The following is a 15,712-nucleotide window of genomic DNA, read 5'->3' on the forward strand; positions in this document are numbered from 1 at the left end:
GTTACTCAACAGTTCCCAAGCGGATCTCGGCGTCAAGAACAACATAAAGCTGCATCTCTTCACCCAAGCTCCACTGCAAATCGTAGAGTTCACTTTGGCGCGGATATTTTTGTATTAAGGAATTCAGCAGCGTGCGTGCCTGATTGCGATAAAGCTGCTGTGCTGCGCGGGACTGACGGACTTGTGGTTTCAGAGTTTCAGCTCGGAATCTCCACAGATCCAACTGGAAGGACTCGTAAGGATGCAGGCCGTTCCCTAAGCGCTCTGCGATCTCAGAAAGCTTTTCCTGTGCGTCAGAGAGATCCTGGAAGGCGAGCTCACGTTGTCCAGCCATAATATTCTTAGCTGCGCGCAGGACCTTCATCCTTGCCCACATGAACTCATACGGGAATTCATAGACATCATCCTGGGCCGCCGTCAAAGAGGCTGCTTCTAAAAGTCCCAGCGTGCGATCAAGCCCTGCAATGGTTTTGTGATCCTGTTCATTGCTTAAGTAAGCTTGAACATAATATTTCATAGAGTCATACCAGGCAGGTTTTTTCGCATCTTCCCAAGCCTTCGTGGTTCCCAGAATCTGCACGGGATCTTTTTGATTCGGACCCAGAAGTCGGAAGCCAACAAAATGGGACCGATTGGTGGGGTAAGTTTCCGCGACACTCATCCACCATTCCTGACGACCGGGTAGCATCACGTGGGTGGCGGCGGTGTAGAGTTTGGTGGTGGTGCGTCCGAAGCTGCGCGGACCCACCAGTTCGTCGGTGTGACCACTGAGACGGTTGATAACCCACTGGGCATCAATGTGACCGAAATCTTCCGTCATCGTGCGCTCCACATGAGACAGGCGGGCACGGGTTTCCAGGGTTTTATTCAGGCTGTATTCATAGCCCTCTTCACTGGTTTTGCCTCCCAGGAAGTGGTTGCTTTGCCCCAGGAATTTCTTTTGAGTCCGGCGAGCCACCACAACCGTGTCACCGCTCAGCTCAATTGAGGCAGACTCATCAGTCTTGGAGTCCGAAATGAAGAAAGTCCAGGCGCCGAAGCCTTTGCGTGTTTGAATCATCGCAATAGCTTCATTCAAAGTGCGGGCTTTCATAAGGACTGAGTGCAGAAGGTAAGGTGCAATATCGGAAGAGCCACTTTCATAACTGATGCGGGTGCCTTCAGTCTGCAGTTCGTGCAGGCTGACTGAAAGACCATAGCTATTAAATCCACTGATACCGCCAGCGTAATGAAGTCCGGCAGAACCAATGCCCACGGATGTCATTCCGTTTTTCTGGCGATTGATTACGATGACCTGTTCGGGTTCATAGAAACCCAACAGTCCGGTGTCGAAGTTGCGACCATGAATAAGAGCTCCATCCCTGGAGCTGTTCGCAGATGCACTGATCCCTGTGCAACCCATTTTGAGGGCACGAAGACCCTGCGCCAGCTTTTTGAACGGCTTAGCCAGGGTGTTGCCAATAAAATAGGGCGCGCAGGAGGCAAAGACTTTTAAGGAGCCTTTGCGCGGGTTTGTGTCGAGCTGGCGTTGCATGGAATCAGCAAAGATGGAAAACTCCACCATGTAATTGCTTTCTTCAAAATGTCTCCAGTCCACGGGGCTTCCGGCAGCCTGAAGACCACGGTGCAGATTCTTTAAGCCGTCTTTAAACTCATCAGAAACGCTGGCGCGGTAATTGTTGATGACACACTTTCGGATCAATTCGATCTTTTCTCGGCTGGATTTATCCAGATCCGAAAAAGCCCGTTCGGTTCGGACCTGGACGCCCTTAAGAACTCCGGATTCGATTTCTTTTCTCAGGAAATAGCCGTGATAGTAAGCGGTTTCTGCAAAGCCACCCTGTAAATCCAGAACATGCACAGACTTGTTTGTTCCCGGAGCCTGACAGATAAAATGCTTTTGACCTTTAAGTTGATTCTTTAAAACACAATCAGCAAAGGCACCCGTCGGCAGGGAAAAGGCAAGAAGAAGAGCGATCTTTTTCATAAAATCTCCAAAGAAAGATAAATTGAAAATCCCAGGAAACCGCAGGCTGCGACAATTTCAATTTTACGCAGGAGTTTCTTTAAGGGACCGTGAAGCTGTTTCAGGCCCCACAAAAGTCCCAGGAAGCTGAAAACAAAGGTCAGAACATAGACGCCGACACCCATCCACAGTGCCGCTGTCTTTTGTCCCGCCAGTTGCACGAACAGACCAGCATAGATCAATACCAGATGAAAGTTGCTTAAAGTCAGTAACAGACTTTTACTGAACCCCTGAGCTGGAACTTCCAGACTTTCTTGGGGGTTTGTTTTGCTTGTCAGTACTTTTACAGAGTACAGCAGCAAAACCCCTGCTGTCAGAGCTGTCAGCAAATTCTTCAGCCAGATTTCATGCAGCAACGGGCTTTGCAACAAAGCCATCGCCAGAACGATATAGATCAGATCGCCCACCAGAAATCCCGCGATCGAGGACCACGGCCACTGGCGACGGGACACCAGACTGCGAATAATGCTGAAGCTGGCAGGTCCCAGGGCGAAGGCAGAAAGGAATCCGACGATGATCATCCAAAGAATCATTGAACAGCCCCGGCTTGTTCCAAATGAAGGCTCATAAAGTTCAGGTATTCTTCGGCCGTTTCAAACGTGGTTTTCATTTTGAACTGGCCACGGCCACGGTTCTTTTCGAAATATTTTTGCAGGTAATCCGCACTCATCATGTGAACCTGGGCGGGCCCCAAAACCCCCACTTCGCGACAATCATGATAATCGCCGTTTTGTTTTTTCATTTCTTCGTCCAATGCCTGGGCTAGAACTTCCGGATTCACATCGGTTTTGGCAGGGACAAACAAAGTCCAAAGATAAGAGGCCTTGCCATCTTTCATCTGCGGGGACAGGAAGAAGTGTCTGAGATCCACGTTAGTGGCATTTTTTGTGTTTAGATAGCAGTCCAGGATCTCGTCATCGCTGACTTTTTCAGCTGCCAGATTCATTCCTGTGCTTTTGCGGCCGACAAATTCAAACACCAGATCGTCATTGTGGCGTTCAAAGCTGATCACGTCTTTCATGGAATAGTGGATCATGCCGTTGGGAGTCCCGATATTGATGTAATAAGGAACACCCATTTCAATTTCATGCAAACCCAGATTCTTTTTTGCGCCTTCCACCGGAGTGAAGGAATAAAGCAGATCCGGATTCAGGAAATATCTTTGGCGGCCATTTTGATATTTTTCATAAGGCAGACCGATGGCCGCTTCGGTCGCGGCATAAAGACCATAGTAGTTCAGTTCGTGTCCCACCAGGCGGTCGATACGTTCCTTGTATTGTTTGATCGGAGTCGCAGCATAGACAAAGACCTTCAAATTCGGCCAGATCTCACGGATTGTCTTTTTGCCGGTCTTCTGTAAAACCGCCTCGAAGATGCTGATAATATAAGTTGGGATTCCGCTCACCACCTGAATGTCCTGCTGGATGGATTCGGAAACCAGCATTTCAATCTTTTTGTCCCAGTTGGAAATAGCCAGAACCTCCCGGCAAGGGAAGGTGTTCTTGGCCAAAGCCTTTGGAACGCGGGTGCTCAGAATCCCGGAAATGTAACCAAATTTGAAGCCGTTTTGAGAATACAGATAAGGATCAGAACCGAAAGTCAAACGGCCGACTTTCAGGAAGTTGATTTCAGGTTCCAGCGTGCTCAGTTTGCTGGCCACACGCTTCTGGGATTTTACAAACATGCGGATCATGCGTTCATTATAAGGAACGCGTTTGGAGTCTTTACCGGACGTCCCAGAGGACAGGCCAAAGTATTCAACCTTGTCTTTGAAAAGAATGTCATTGTGGCCCGCCGCGATCATGTCAACATAAGGGGCGTATTCGTCATAATTATATACAGGGACATGGTTTACGAACTCTTCATAGGATTGGATGTGGGATAGGCGCAGATCTTTATAAAGGCGGGTGCCGACAAGTCCCCGTTTCAGGCTGGCGAAATTCTTCTCTTGCTTGGTGAGAAGGTCTTGATGTGTGACGGTCATTCTTTGACCGTAGGTCTTCAGATACTTTTGGCCCAGAGACTGAACAACATGATTTACTGCGAACATAAAAAACTCCTTCTTTGGAATGAGGGCAATTTATTTCGGTTTAGGGTGCTTGTCGCTTCCTCGCGTTGACAGGAATGGGCTAAATCTGTCGAATATGAGGGCTTCCATTGACAGGTTTTGGTCTTTTTTGTCAAAATTACCAAATGGCAACTCAATCGAAGGAAGAAATCTATTTCGCTGTTTGTAATGCGATCCTGAAAATGGAGGTCGCCAAGGGGCATCTGGCATGGACTCTGTCGGACATTTCCCGAGAATCCAATGTCACCCGGTCCTTGATTTACTACTATTTTGGTAAAGAAAAGGAAGTGGTGCTGGAAGAGGCCTACAAGTTCGTTATTTCCCACGTCTTTAATATCGAACGTACAAAGTCGGTCGGCATTCGCGACCGCTTGCGTGCGATATTAAGAGACGTCAAGAACATGCCTTATCTGTTTGTTCTTTATTATCTGGAGAAAAATGCCGGGACCCGCTTCGGAAAAATGATTCATGAGGCGGAGGCGCTCTTATTGAAAGCCATGAAAAATGAGTTTCCGGATCTGCAGGAAAGGCAGCTTTTGGAGGTCTATTTGAAAGAACTCGGTGCGGTGGCCTTTCAGCTTCCGCCCGAGCAGGTGGATAACTTGTTTGAGGACTACATCAAAAAGCCGACTTAGTCTTCGGACAAGGCTTTGGGCGTAAAACGAGCAGCGGTCAGCCCCTGATCCAGTTTTACTTGAGAAAGCATGATGACGGTGCTGCGTTTGTTTTGCACGTTCTTGATGCTGATTTTGGAAGCCCGCATTTTTGTTCCGCCGACATTTTTGTATCCTGTAAAATCCAGGACCTTTAATAATTTTCCCTGTTTGTCGAAACATTCCACTTTCACCGGGACAAAGTCCGTGGCGGAAACATAGCTGACGATTTTTGAATAGTTGCTGGATGTGCTGGCGACATCAGACTCGATCAAAAGATATTTCTTTCCTTTGATGTCGAGTTCCTTTTTTACAGAACTTTGGGCGCTTTGGTCGCGATTGAAATCAAAATCCTCGGTGCTGAGTTCGGACCCCAGGATGCCACCCTGACCGGATTCACCTGTCAGCCGGCGTGTTTGTTTGGTTGAAGGCAAATAGATCCATTTATCCTCTTGCTCACCCTTCAGAGTCGCCAGCAGGGCGGTGCCTTTCAGGTCCTGGGGCTTTTGCATGCGCACCAGCAGGTAGTGTTCTTTTTTGGCCGGACTCAAGCGCCAGATCTTCATTTCGCGATCTTTGCTGGACCCATCAGCTTCAATGATTTTCATTTTCACCAAAAACTGTTCATCACGCGAACGCAGGCGTTGGCTCATGGATTCGCCGACTTTTTCGATGGTGGGCATCTGGGCCTGTGTGCGTGTCGGAGTCAGTGTGATCATGAGGGCAAAGAAGATCATTGCGACTGTTGCCATGGTTTTCTCCTTTTTCCAAGGTACCGGGGTCAAGAGCCAAGGGCAACTTTTCAGCATTGTCGGAAGAAGAATCAAATCGCCCACAAGTCCTGCGAGCATTGACAATAGCATGTAGAAGCCAAAGATTCGGTTCATGGCAAAATAAGATGCCAGGAAGACTGAAAACCCAGCCAGAAGGACCAGTGTTGAAATCAGACAAGGGTTGCCCTCGCGCCACAGGGTCTTTTCAATTTCCAGCTCTTTGCTTTTGGAGTTCTTCTGAAGGGCGCGCAGACGTTCCAGCAAATAAACAGTGTTGTTAAATGCCAGCCCCAGAGCGATTGAAAAGATGATCGCGATACTGGGTTTGATGGGCGTTTCAGAGATCGCCAAGAAACCTAAGAGGGCGGCGGGAGGCACCAGATTCGGAATGCAGGCCACCAAGGCCCAGCGCACCGAACGAAAGACAAAAATAAGAACGACAGCAATCGCCAGCATCGAATGCCAGAAGCCAAAGATCAGCTGTCTGGAAAGATCGTTGTTCAGGTGGTGGATTGTGGATCCCATGCCTGTGACCTCAACTTGCATCTGAGGGAAGGTGGTGGTGGCCTTTTCCTTGATTGTCTGCACAAGCGATTGAAGTTGATTTGAAGGCAAGTCAAAGGTTCTTACCGAGATTCGGGTGTTGGATGAGTCCGTATTCAGGAAGTTTTTTAAGGGACTGTTGCTGGACAGCGAGTACAGGAAGAAGATTTCCGCCGTTTGCGATCTGCTGGCTGGCAGACGTGTGTGGTGAATGTTGGCCGCAGCCACCAGATCAGGCAAGCCGACGACACTGCCCACACCTTGCGTTTGACGGATGTCCTCTAGAAGCTGGTCCATCTTGGCCAGCAGTGCGGGATCGTTCCACGAATCTGCAGGACCCTTGATTTCAATATCTAAAGGAATCATGCCCCCCAGTTCCCGATCAATCGTTTCGGTGGAAAGTCGCACCTGATGATTCTTGGGAAGATCATCAAACAGACGGGCAGACCAGGACAGGCTTTGTCCTTTGATTGCCAGTGCGGAGCACACCAGAATAATTAAAAATGCCCAGATGCCGGAGCGACGGAAAAGATACAGCCCCCAACGCGCTTTGGCCCAGGCCCAGTCGCGTGCCTGCGGTCCGGGCAGGAAATAAAGCAAGGGGAACAAGGTCAGTGTTGTGACAATCCATCCAATCACAATCGCACCTGCAGCGGTCAGGCCGTAATCCCGGATCAGGGGAACCTTTGTGGCCAGCAGACTGAGGAAGCCGATCATAGTGGTGGTGGAGGCGAAAAAGTTAGGCCCGAGCAATACCCTGAAGGTATAGACGACGCGTTCCTGATGACTGAGTTGCGGCTGATTTTTTTGTTCTTCTGAGTATCTAAGCAGAGTGTGAATGATCAAAGAGACCACATCCACAGTGGTCAGAATCGGTATCGTGGTGGATAGAACCGAAAATGGATAGCCGGCCAGCGCCATCACAGCAAGGACAATGATATTGGCGCAAACTATGACGATGAAAGATATAATCAGCGGTGTCCAGTTGGCAAAGATCAGGCCCAAAACCAGAAAGCAGGACAGAAAACCCAGAACCACAAAGTTACGAAGCTCTGTCTGGAGTAAAACCCCGACGTCAGTCTGCACGGCGGGTGTGCCGCCGATCTCAACATGAGCAAAGGGGACTGCCGCCGCGGCGGTGACCTCGAGATTCTGACGCAGAGCCAGCAGTTCCTGCGTGTGCAGAGGTTTGATGTTGACTATCACCGAGGCTGTTCTGGCGTCCTGTGAAATCAAGGTGGGCGAGATCAGGGGATTTTTAAGAGTTTCCTGACGCCACTGATTTTCGGGCAGATTTTTCAGCAGGGGGCCGACACTAAGACCATCGCTGTTGCTGATGGCCCCTTGTACTGTTGCCAGGCTGAGCGTGTTTTTCACGCCAGGATAATTGACCAGAAGATTGGTCAGAGACTCCAGACTGCGGATCTTTTCCTTATTAAACCAGGTTTCGGAATCGGCCGTGATTCGAGCCGTGATGATGAATGGCTGTGAATCTGATAGTTGGAAGAGTTGTTTGGTGTGATCATCTCTTTCCAGCAGGGGATTATCCTTGGGAAGAAATTGTTTTAAACTGTACTGCGTTTGTAAACGGGGAAGCGCGAACAGACCAAGGATGGTGATCAGAAAAACAAAAAGAAGAGTGGAAATGCAGAGAGTTTTGACGGAAAATTTGGAAAATAGTTTGGCGATTTTCATATTCTTCATTGAACTGTCTTCTTTCGATTCTGCTGGTAAAAGTTCCTTTAGATTTTTCTGTTGTAGCCGTAACTTAAGAACATGATGTCAGTCGAGATGAGGAAACGAAGTTCTATGATGACAAGAAAACTATCGGTCGCGCTACTCACATTCTTTACTACTATACCCGCATTTTCCGCTGCAGTTGTGGAATCAGAGTTTGAGTTGAAACTACCTAGACAGTTTCAACAAAGTTTGATTGAAGAAAAGTGGAAAAGCCTCATGACTGAAAAGTTTCAGGCGAAATGGCAATTTCCTGATCAGCATCTGGTCAGTCAGGATATCCCGGTGGATATAAAAGGTCTTTCATTACAAATGAAAACCCAGTTGCAAAAGCCCGCCCTGGGCTCGGGGCAGAGCACACTGACTCTGACCTCCAGGGATCTTTCTGCGCAGTTATATATTGCTGAGATCTCAGTGGATCATGTCATCGAAAGAAATGTGGGGGGTGTCATTGGCCGGTTCCGGGTTCAGGCTTCCTGCAAAGACATTGTGCTGAATTTAAGAAAGAATCAGGGTAAGTTTGAAATTAATCTTTCACCTCAGGTGTCCGGAACGCAGGCAGGTGCTTCGGTGAACGCAGTGGATCTGTCCTGGAGCCCCGGAAGTTGGGAGTACAGCAGTGAATTCCTGTGCCAGGGCGCTCAGGGATTTGATTCCATCTTAAGAGCCGAAGTCGATAAGATAGCCAATGATTCAGTCCGTTTTGTTGAGCCTCAGAGGGATCTGCTGAAGAAATATGTGCAGGACTATTTGCAGAATGTCGTGCTGGATTTCTCGTCGCCCCGCAAGCTGGTTGTGGCCCGACCTGATATTGACGTGACAATGAAGGTTCAGGAATTCACGGATCTGGGAGAGGACGGTTTGCGCGCCAAAGGTGTTCTTGAAATCACCTTTGCCCGGGCGGCTGAGGCCCCACGCACAGTTTTGAAACTTAGTGGACCGTCAGAAAAGACAGCTTCGGAAATGGCGTCTTTGCGTCTTCCGAAAGAATTTATTAAAACAGTTCTGGCTCAGGCTTACCGTGCCAATACCTGGCTGCATCAGGTGAGCTCCGGTCAGTTGCCTGGTTTTTCCACGGTGATGAATTCGCGCTTTGTGCAGTTCTTCGTGTGGCCGGCCTTGATGAATTTTTCCAAGTCTGCGAAGTTTCAGTTTGATGTTTATTCAAATAAAGATGTGAGCATCTCGGGGCAGCGCCTGCAATATCAGGTGAAGAATCAGCTGTATGCCCGTATGCAGGCACCTAAATCCGGTAAGTATGTTCCGTTCATGAACTTCTCTTTGCCCTTTACGTCTTTGATAGATGTGAAGGTGAGTGAGGGGGTTGCGCAGGCGAAGTTTGTGAATCCGAGTCTGGGGATGGTGGCGTCGTTTGATGACTCTTATGTGGCAAGATACCACCCTTCAACCAGATTTTCGACGTCAACAATCCGAGATCGGATCGTCGGTGGTTTGTGGGGACAGACGGTTCGTATGACGATCCCAAAAATTCCTTTGGCGGAAGGCCTGGGGTTAAACGTAAAAAAACTGCTGACGACAGATTCTTCAGATCTGGTGTTGCAGCTGACGCCTTAAAAAGAGCGGCTCAGTGAAATTGAATACGAGCTGTTCTTGCCATACACTCCCAAAGGTGTATCGTCAGAGCCTTGGATAAAGCTTGCTGTGCCGCTAAGAACCCACGCGTCCAGAAAACGGCGACTCAGGCTGTATTCCTGATAAGTGCTTCCGTGAATGCTGTCGTAAAGTCCCAGGAAGTTGGCGCTCCAGACTTCTTTCCAGCTCAGGCGCCCGCCCGCCATATAGGCACTGCGGAAGATTTCCGAGACAGACAGATTTGAATCGTTCTTTTTTTCGGTGTTCAAAAAGGAATACTGGAGGATCGCAATCAGCATGCCGCTGTCACCGAAAGTAAAAGTTCTTTCCAGACCCAGGACATTTTCATTGGTCCATTTTTGCAGGTTGGGGTTGTCTTCCAGAGTTTCAGTATAGCTGCCGACTGCTTTAAATAAAAAATTCATCTGATTGCTGACAAAAGAAATTCCGCCCTGGCGAATGCGATAATTATAGCTGTTCAAAGTCACGTCCGGGTCCACACGGATGACTGTTTTTGGTGACACCTGCACGATAGCGCCTGTGACTTCCGGGACAATCAGGGGGAAGCCTGCGGCGCCTTCATAGGCGCTGAGTGAAAAATCAATGAACTCGCCCCGACGTTGCAGGCGAAACGCATAGTTGTTTTCAGCTGAGGTTCCCAGGTTCTTGCGTGCGCGCGAGTGATAGCGAAGATTTTCCGGCAGCAAAAGGATCAGGTCATTGTCTGCGGTTTGTGGCAGGAAGATCTGACGTGGCAGCCAGCGGCTGTTATCGCCCGGTAAAAGAGAGCCTTGATTTAGCGGAATGAAAACCACTTCATAGTCCCAGCTTCCCAGGGTCTGAGAATAAACCAGCGACAAAAGCCCCAGCTTGCGACTGTGCAGGGGGTCGAAGTACTGTCTGGGATTAAGAATGTCCAGAGGGTTGTAACCATCCGTCACGCCCCAGGAAAAGATATTGTAGCCGGCTTGCAGGGATAAGTTTTCACGCTGATAGCGAACAAAGGTTTCGCCGGGATCAAAGAAGGTCTGTTCCTCGGTGGATTTGTTGTTGGGATTGGCGACAAAAAGAGGTTTGAAAGTGAAGCGGATCGAGTCCAGATATTTCCAGCGATAGATCGGATTCAGATCCAGCCGATAAAGATCATCGTTGGTGTCTTCTCCGTAGGATTGCGGGAAATAGACGGCCTCGATCCTGCTGTCCAGATGCAGGCTCCACTCGGTCTTGCGAGCCGCAAACGAGTTGGTCGCTGACAGCAGAAGTATTAAGGAAAGATAAAAGGCAAGAGATGGCATTCTTCATAGCACATCACATTTGCCTTTAAATCGCCACGTCAGGACTGATGTTAGATTGCAGGGGACTTAAACGGTGGCAAACTTGCGAACATATTCGATGATGGAACTTTTAAATTCTTCCGGCAGTCCCACAAAGCGCAGGCCGGCGTATCCGTCATTGCCAACATAGACAACTTCACAGGTGGTGTTGATTGTCACAAAAAGATTGGGGCTGGTCAGAGTGCCCTTAAAGCGTTCGCCGATTTGCAGGTTCTGGGCGTCGTTGACCCCCAGCCCCCCTTCACTGATGGAGATAACCCGACAACTGAATTCCCCCTTAGGGCTTTCACAAGCCAGGGTGCCGATCATAGGAACCCGCGGATGAGAGCGCCGACTGATTCCCAGATCGTCAACAATACGTGGGATGGAATAGATCTCTTTCCAAACTTTGGAGTTGTCCGTGCAGATGTCCACCGCAGAATAATCGCGAAGTTTTTTAAGAGTCGCGATCAGATCCGGATACTTCATGGGCGGCTGTTCTTTGCCTTCGATGCGGATTTTCCAAAGACCTGGGGGTTCATTCGAAGCCGTGGTGATCTGGCTTTGTTCTTTAAGTGATTGGCGCCACTTCGAAGGTGTCATCCATTCTGACTGCCCTCGTCCCCAAATCTGGGCTTCTGGTGCAGTGCTCAGGCGGGACTCGATCTCTGCGTGATCGAAGGGGCCGGTGACCTGTCCTTCAGTCAGAATAAACCAGATTTTCGGATTCATGGTAGTGCTCCTCAGCTTCAGTCTTGTGTTTTATTACAGCGAAAGGTATATGACTTTGTCTAGGAGAATTACTCATGAAATATATCATCGCCGGAACAGACCGTCCGGATTCAAATACACTGAAAGTGTCTAAGATCATCCAGTCTATCTATAAGGATTTGAATGAGGATGTTGAGATTATCGACTTGCGCGAAATTAAGCAGCATCTGCATGATGATGTTCAGTATGGCAAACCGACCGAAGCGCTGAAGCCTTATCTGGAAAAAGTCCTGGCTTCTGATGGTCTGATTGTTGTGTGTCCTGAGTACAATGGTTCTATGCCGGGCATCTTGAAATACTTCATTGATCACTTGAAGTTTCCGGAGTCTTTTGAATATCGCCCCGTTTGCTTCGTGGGTCTAGGGGGACTTTTCGGAGCTCTTCGCCCGGTCGAGCATTTGCAGGGGGTTTTCGGATACCGCAATGCCTTCGTTTTCCCTGAGCGTGTCTTCATGATGAATGTCTTTAAGATCATCAATGCCCAAGGGCAGTTGACGGATGAATTTATGAAGTCACTGCTGGTCAAGCAAGCGCAAGGATTCCAGAAATTCGCTCAAGCCTTGAAAGCGTACGGGCTGGATGCGAACTCGGTTATTGAGAAAAAGAAGTCGACGTAGGTTGACGGTTGTCCGCCAAACGATTCTGCACGCGGCCCTCAAAATAGATCAATCCAAGGATTAAGAGGGCTGCCAGAAACCATTTCGATCGAAAAAGAGTATTCCGTACCATCCCTTAATGATGGCAAATAGCTTAATTTAAAGGCAACTGAAGAACCTGTAATTGAGCGTGCCCGCGTCATATTTTCATTGGGGGTGCTGACAACTGGGGTCTTCTTCTCTAGACTAAGCGCCAGTTCTTCAATTTTAGACGGGGTCTTTTCTATCGAAAATCCAGGTCATCAAAATAAAAATGCCAATATTTTAATGCTCTCTTTAGGAGCCCTTGGGGTGGTCTTTGGAGACATTGGAACAAGTCCACTTTATGCCATGCGAGAGTGCTTCGGAGAATACGGCCTTTCGCCGACTCCGGAAAACGTCATCGGTATTTTGTCTTTGATCTTCTGGACGCTGGTTCTTGCGATCTGTATCAAATACATGGCTTTCGTCATGAGAGCAGACAACAAAGGGGAAGGAGGAATTCTTTCCCTGATGGCACTGGCCGTGCGCAGTCAGCACGCCAAAGACATCTCCCGCCGCCGATGGGTGATGACGATCATTGGTTTATTTGGCGCGGCTCTTCTTTATGGTGATGGCATGATCACCCCTGCAATCTCGGTTCTGTCGGCCATGGAAGGTCTCACCTTAGTGGCGCCACAGTTCAGCCCCTACGTTATTCCTCTGACAGTTTTTGTGATGAATGCCCTGTTCCTGATGCAGAAGTATGGTACTGCGCGGATTGGTGTCATCTTTGGTCCCATCCTTTTGGTGTGGTTTACAGTCCTGGGATTGCTGGGCATTCGTGGTATGGCAGAAAATCTGCACATCTTCGAGGCGCTTCTTCCGCATCACGGTATTGAATTCATGATCAATAACGGCACTGCTGGTTTCCTGGTGCTGGGTTCAGTCTTCCTGGTTGTGACCGGTGGAGAGGCTTTGTACGCGGATATGGGGCACTTTGGGAAAAGACCCATCCGTCTGGCATGGTTCTTTGTGGCTTTGCCCGCGCTGGTATTGAATTACTTCGGACAAGGGGCGTTGCTGCTGAATAATCCGGAGGCTGTTTCTAATCCCTTCTATATGCTGGCTCCGAAGTGGGCGCTGCTTCCGATGGTCATGCTTTCCACAATGGCGACAGTGATCGCGTCTCAGGCGTTGATTACAGGGGTGTTCTCAATCACTCGTCAGGCCATTCAATTGGGCTTCTGTCCGCGTGTGAACATCATTCACACCTCCAGTCAGGAGATCGGTCAGATCTATGTTCCGATTGTGAACTGGTCTTTGTTCATCGGTGTTATCTGGCTGGTCCTGACGTTTAAAACCTCCAGCAATCTGGCGGCGGCTTACGGTATTGCTGTCACCGGCGCGACCACTATCACTACTATTTTGGCCTTCGAAGTGGCTCGTCAAAAATGGAAGTGGAGTCTTCTGAAAGCCTCTGCAATCTTTGGAACTTTCCTGGTGATGGACTTGGCTTTCTTTGGTGCGAATCTGCATAAGATTCCGCATGGGGGCTGGGTGCCACTGTTGATTGGTGCTGTGATCTATCTTTTGATGACGACCTGGCAGAAGGGACGTCAGATCCTGTTCCGTCGTTTGAAAGAGCGCTCCATGCCGATCGAGGACTTCTGTCAGAAGTTGTTGCGTGAACCTCCTTTGCGAGCACCGGGGACGGCAATTTATATGGCGGGGGACCCTTGGGGGGTGCCTGCGCCGTTGTTACATAATCTAAAGCACAACAAAGTCTTGCACCAGCGTGTGGCAATTCTGACGATTCAGACAAAAGAGGTTCCTTTTGTTTCCAAGCGGGATCGGATCTCGATTCAAGAGGTGATTCCAAATATCTATCGCATCATCGCAAATTATGGATTTATGGAAATTCCGAAGATGAAGCACATCCTGGAAGCCTGTCGTCAGCGGGATATCAACTTCAACGTCAACGAAACAACTTTTGTTTTGGGACGTGAAACTATCATCGCGGAAAAAGGTCCAAACCGTCCGGGAGAAGGTGGTATGGCACATTGGCGTGAGCGCTTGTTTGCGATTATGTCCAAAAATGCTCAACGGCCGACAGCCTTCTTCCGTATTCCGCCAAATCAGGTGATCGAAGTGGGTATTCAGGTCGAAATTTAAGGCTCTAAGAGCAGACGAAGAATCTGCTCTTTTTCCCTCAGCCCGTCCTCATAGCCAATTTCCAGAAGTCGTTCTGAATAGGATTTTTCAAACAGAAGAAAGCTGGCAATTTCACTGGCTTCCTGCAAAGTTCCCAGACCACGCAAAAGATAGCGAATCATCGGAGGCAAGGACTGGGTTTTGTCTGAAGCAACTTCTGATAGATCACGTGAAGGTGAGATCCACAGATGTTCAATCTTGCGAACCGGGATCAATCCCAACTCCTTGGCTGTCAGATTGGTCAGGCTGGTGTTGATACGCTCCAGTCGCTCGATATCCACTTCCAGTCCATCCATCATGACAGCGTTAAGCATAACACTTAAAACCCGAGCAACCGAGGGGGGCTCTGAAGTGTTAACCCTCTGTGAGGCATAACAGACATCCTGTTTCTTGCGAACACCAATGGCTAGCAGCTTATCAGCGCCCAGGTAAATCGCTGGTGCACAAGGGGAATGATTGCGTATGCTGCCGTCCCCAAAAAAATGTCCATTGACGGTGACCGGGGGAAACAGCAGTGGAATGGCGGCCGAAGCCAGAACATGCTCGGTGGTAAGAGAACTGTTAATCCCCACTTTGCGAACACGCCGCCAAAGGGGAGCCTGTTCCAGACTTTGGACGAAGCTGACCGTCGAGGTCGTGAAGTAGTCCAGAGCCGACACACAGACGGCCCGAAACTTTTTTCTTTCGATATTCTTCTGAATATTCTCAAAATTACAATTGTCGGAAATGAGTTTTCGCAAAGGTGTGGTTTCCAGCAGCGAACGATGAGGAGGGGAATTTCTTAAGCCCCCCAGAGACAATGCTAAAAGCCAGTGCAGCCCGCCCTTAGAGAGAGACAGCGGTTCGGTGATAAAGATCTGCTCAGAGGATATCTGCCGCCAGAGTTCAGTCAGTTGTCGGGTGCTTTCATCAAATTGATCATTCGATTGGGTTGTCAGGAAGGCCGCATTGATCGCGCCGGCACTGATGCCGGTGTAGAGCTGAAAAGGGTTGGTAATGCCCTCTTGTCGACAGATATCCGCGATGGCATTTAATACGCCCACTTGAAAGGCGCCGCGCGCTCCGCCACCAGAAAGAACCAGCCCCAGAGATGTCATGAGTCTCTTCCTCTTTTAAGGGAAGAATAAGCCGGACGCCGGGCGTTTATAAGACTTTTTCTGGACTTGTAGAAAAATACAGAAGCGAGATACTAAGCATGAACGAGGTCACAGTAGTCTTTCTCAGATTACTGATCCCACTGAAGGGAAACCTGCCTCGTAAAAGGGAGTCCGAGCGACTCCCTTCTTTATTTATGCAGAGCCTAATACCTAGCACGTCTAAATATTCTGCGGGTCTTTATATTTTCAATTCATTTTCAACTTCGCCAATCAAAGTCTTGGTTTCCGGATCTTGGTGTTAATCTTCTTT

At 48.9% G+C, this 15,712-nt stretch carries 11 protein-coding genes; 4 read left to right on the forward strand and 7 right to left on the reverse strand.

Going from position 1 to position 15,712, the window contains the following annotated elements; genetic code table 11:
* Position 1: 1 nt before the first annotated feature.
* The 3 genes from ACZ50P_RS08715 to ACZ50P_RS08725 are packed head-to-tail and all read right to left on the reverse strand — an operon-like array spanning position 2 to position 4,076.
* On the reverse strand, positions 2–1,987 hold the full coding sequence (locus tag ACZ50P_RS08715) for a C45 family autoproteolytic acyltransferase/hydolase (protein ID WP_464135115.1): 1,986 nt from the start codon (positions 1,985–1,987) through the stop codon (positions 2–4).
* Positions 1,984–2,559, reverse strand: coding sequence for a LysE family transporter (locus ACZ50P_RS08720; protein ID WP_464135118.1), 576 nt, complete (start codon positions 2,557–2,559; stop codon positions 1,984–1,986). The genes ACZ50P_RS08715 and ACZ50P_RS08720 overlap by 4 nt, the downstream gene beginning before the upstream one ends.
* Entirely contained in the window at positions 2,556–4,076 is a 1,521-nt protein-coding gene (locus ACZ50P_RS08725) for a GH3 family acyl-acid amido synthetase (RefSeq protein WP_464135119.1), read from the reverse strand. Before ACZ50P_RS08725 ends, ACZ50P_RS08720 begins: the two co-directional genes overlap by 4 nt.
* A 143-nt stretch (positions 4,077–4,219) precedes the next feature.
* Here ACZ50P_RS08725 and ACZ50P_RS08730 point away from each other — a divergent pair, with 143 nt between their 5' ends.
* Entirely contained in the window at positions 4,220–4,729 is a 510-nt protein-coding gene (locus ACZ50P_RS08730) for a TetR/AcrR family transcriptional regulator (protein ID WP_464121208.1), read from the forward strand.
* Here ACZ50P_RS08730 and ACZ50P_RS08735 read toward each other — a convergent pair.
* Positions 4,726–7,767 (reverse strand): outer membrane lipoprotein-sorting protein, encoded by a 3,042-nt coding sequence (locus tag ACZ50P_RS08735; RefSeq protein WP_464135120.1) that lies wholly within the window; start codon positions 7,765–7,767, stop codon positions 4,726–4,728. The genes ACZ50P_RS08730 and ACZ50P_RS08735 overlap by 4 nt on opposite strands.
* Positions 7,768–8,019: 252 nt before the next feature.
* On the opposite strand from ACZ50P_RS08735, the gene ACZ50P_RS08740 reads away from it, so the two are divergent.
* The gene (locus ACZ50P_RS08740) at positions 8,020–9,375 is read left to right on the forward strand and encodes a hypothetical protein (protein ID WP_464135123.1); all 1,356 of its coding nucleotides are present in this window, start codon (positions 8,020–8,022) and stop codon (positions 9,373–9,375) included.
* On the opposite strand, the gene ACZ50P_RS08745 is transcribed toward ACZ50P_RS08740, so the two are convergent.
* Both ACZ50P_RS08745 and ACZ50P_RS08750 read right to left on the reverse strand, forming a co-directional pair.
* Positions 9,372–10,688 carry a hypothetical protein gene (locus ACZ50P_RS08745; RefSeq protein ID WP_464135124.1) on the reverse strand — a complete coding sequence of 439 codons (1,317 nt, stop codon included), beginning with the start codon at positions 10,686–10,688 and terminating at the stop codon, positions 9,372–9,374. The two genes, ACZ50P_RS08740 and ACZ50P_RS08745, sit on opposite strands and share 4 nt — an antisense overlap.
* Before the next feature lie 66 nt (positions 10,689–10,754).
* Positions 10,755–11,438: a PilZ domain-containing protein gene (locus ACZ50P_RS08750; protein ID WP_464135126.1), complete on the reverse strand. Its 684-nt coding sequence runs from the start codon at positions 11,436–11,438 to the stop codon at positions 10,755–10,757.
* 74 nt (positions 11,439–11,512) lie between these two features.
* Here ACZ50P_RS08750 and ACZ50P_RS08755 point away from each other — a divergent pair, with 74 nt between their 5' ends.
* The gene (locus tag ACZ50P_RS08755; RefSeq protein WP_464135128.1) at positions 11,513–12,094 is read left to right on the forward strand and encodes an NADPH-dependent FMN reductase; all 582 of its coding nucleotides are present in this window, start codon (positions 11,513–11,515) and stop codon (positions 12,092–12,094) included.
* Between the two features lie 306 nt (positions 12,095–12,400).
* A complete protein-coding gene (locus tag ACZ50P_RS08760; RefSeq protein WP_464135130.1) occupies positions 12,401–14,266 on the forward strand; it encodes a potassium transporter Kup in 1,866 nt (621 codons plus the stop codon).
* Here the strand turns inward: ACZ50P_RS08760 and ACZ50P_RS08765 are convergent.
* On the reverse strand, positions 14,263–15,402 hold the full coding sequence (locus tag ACZ50P_RS08765; protein WP_464135133.1) for a patatin-like phospholipase family protein: 1,140 nt from the start codon (positions 15,400–15,402) through the stop codon (positions 14,263–14,265). The two genes, ACZ50P_RS08760 and ACZ50P_RS08765, sit on opposite strands and share 4 nt — an antisense overlap.
* Positions 15,403–15,712: the final 310 nt, after the last annotated feature.

The sequence above is a fragment of the Bdellovibrio sp. CKG001 genome (assembly GCF_055397465.1).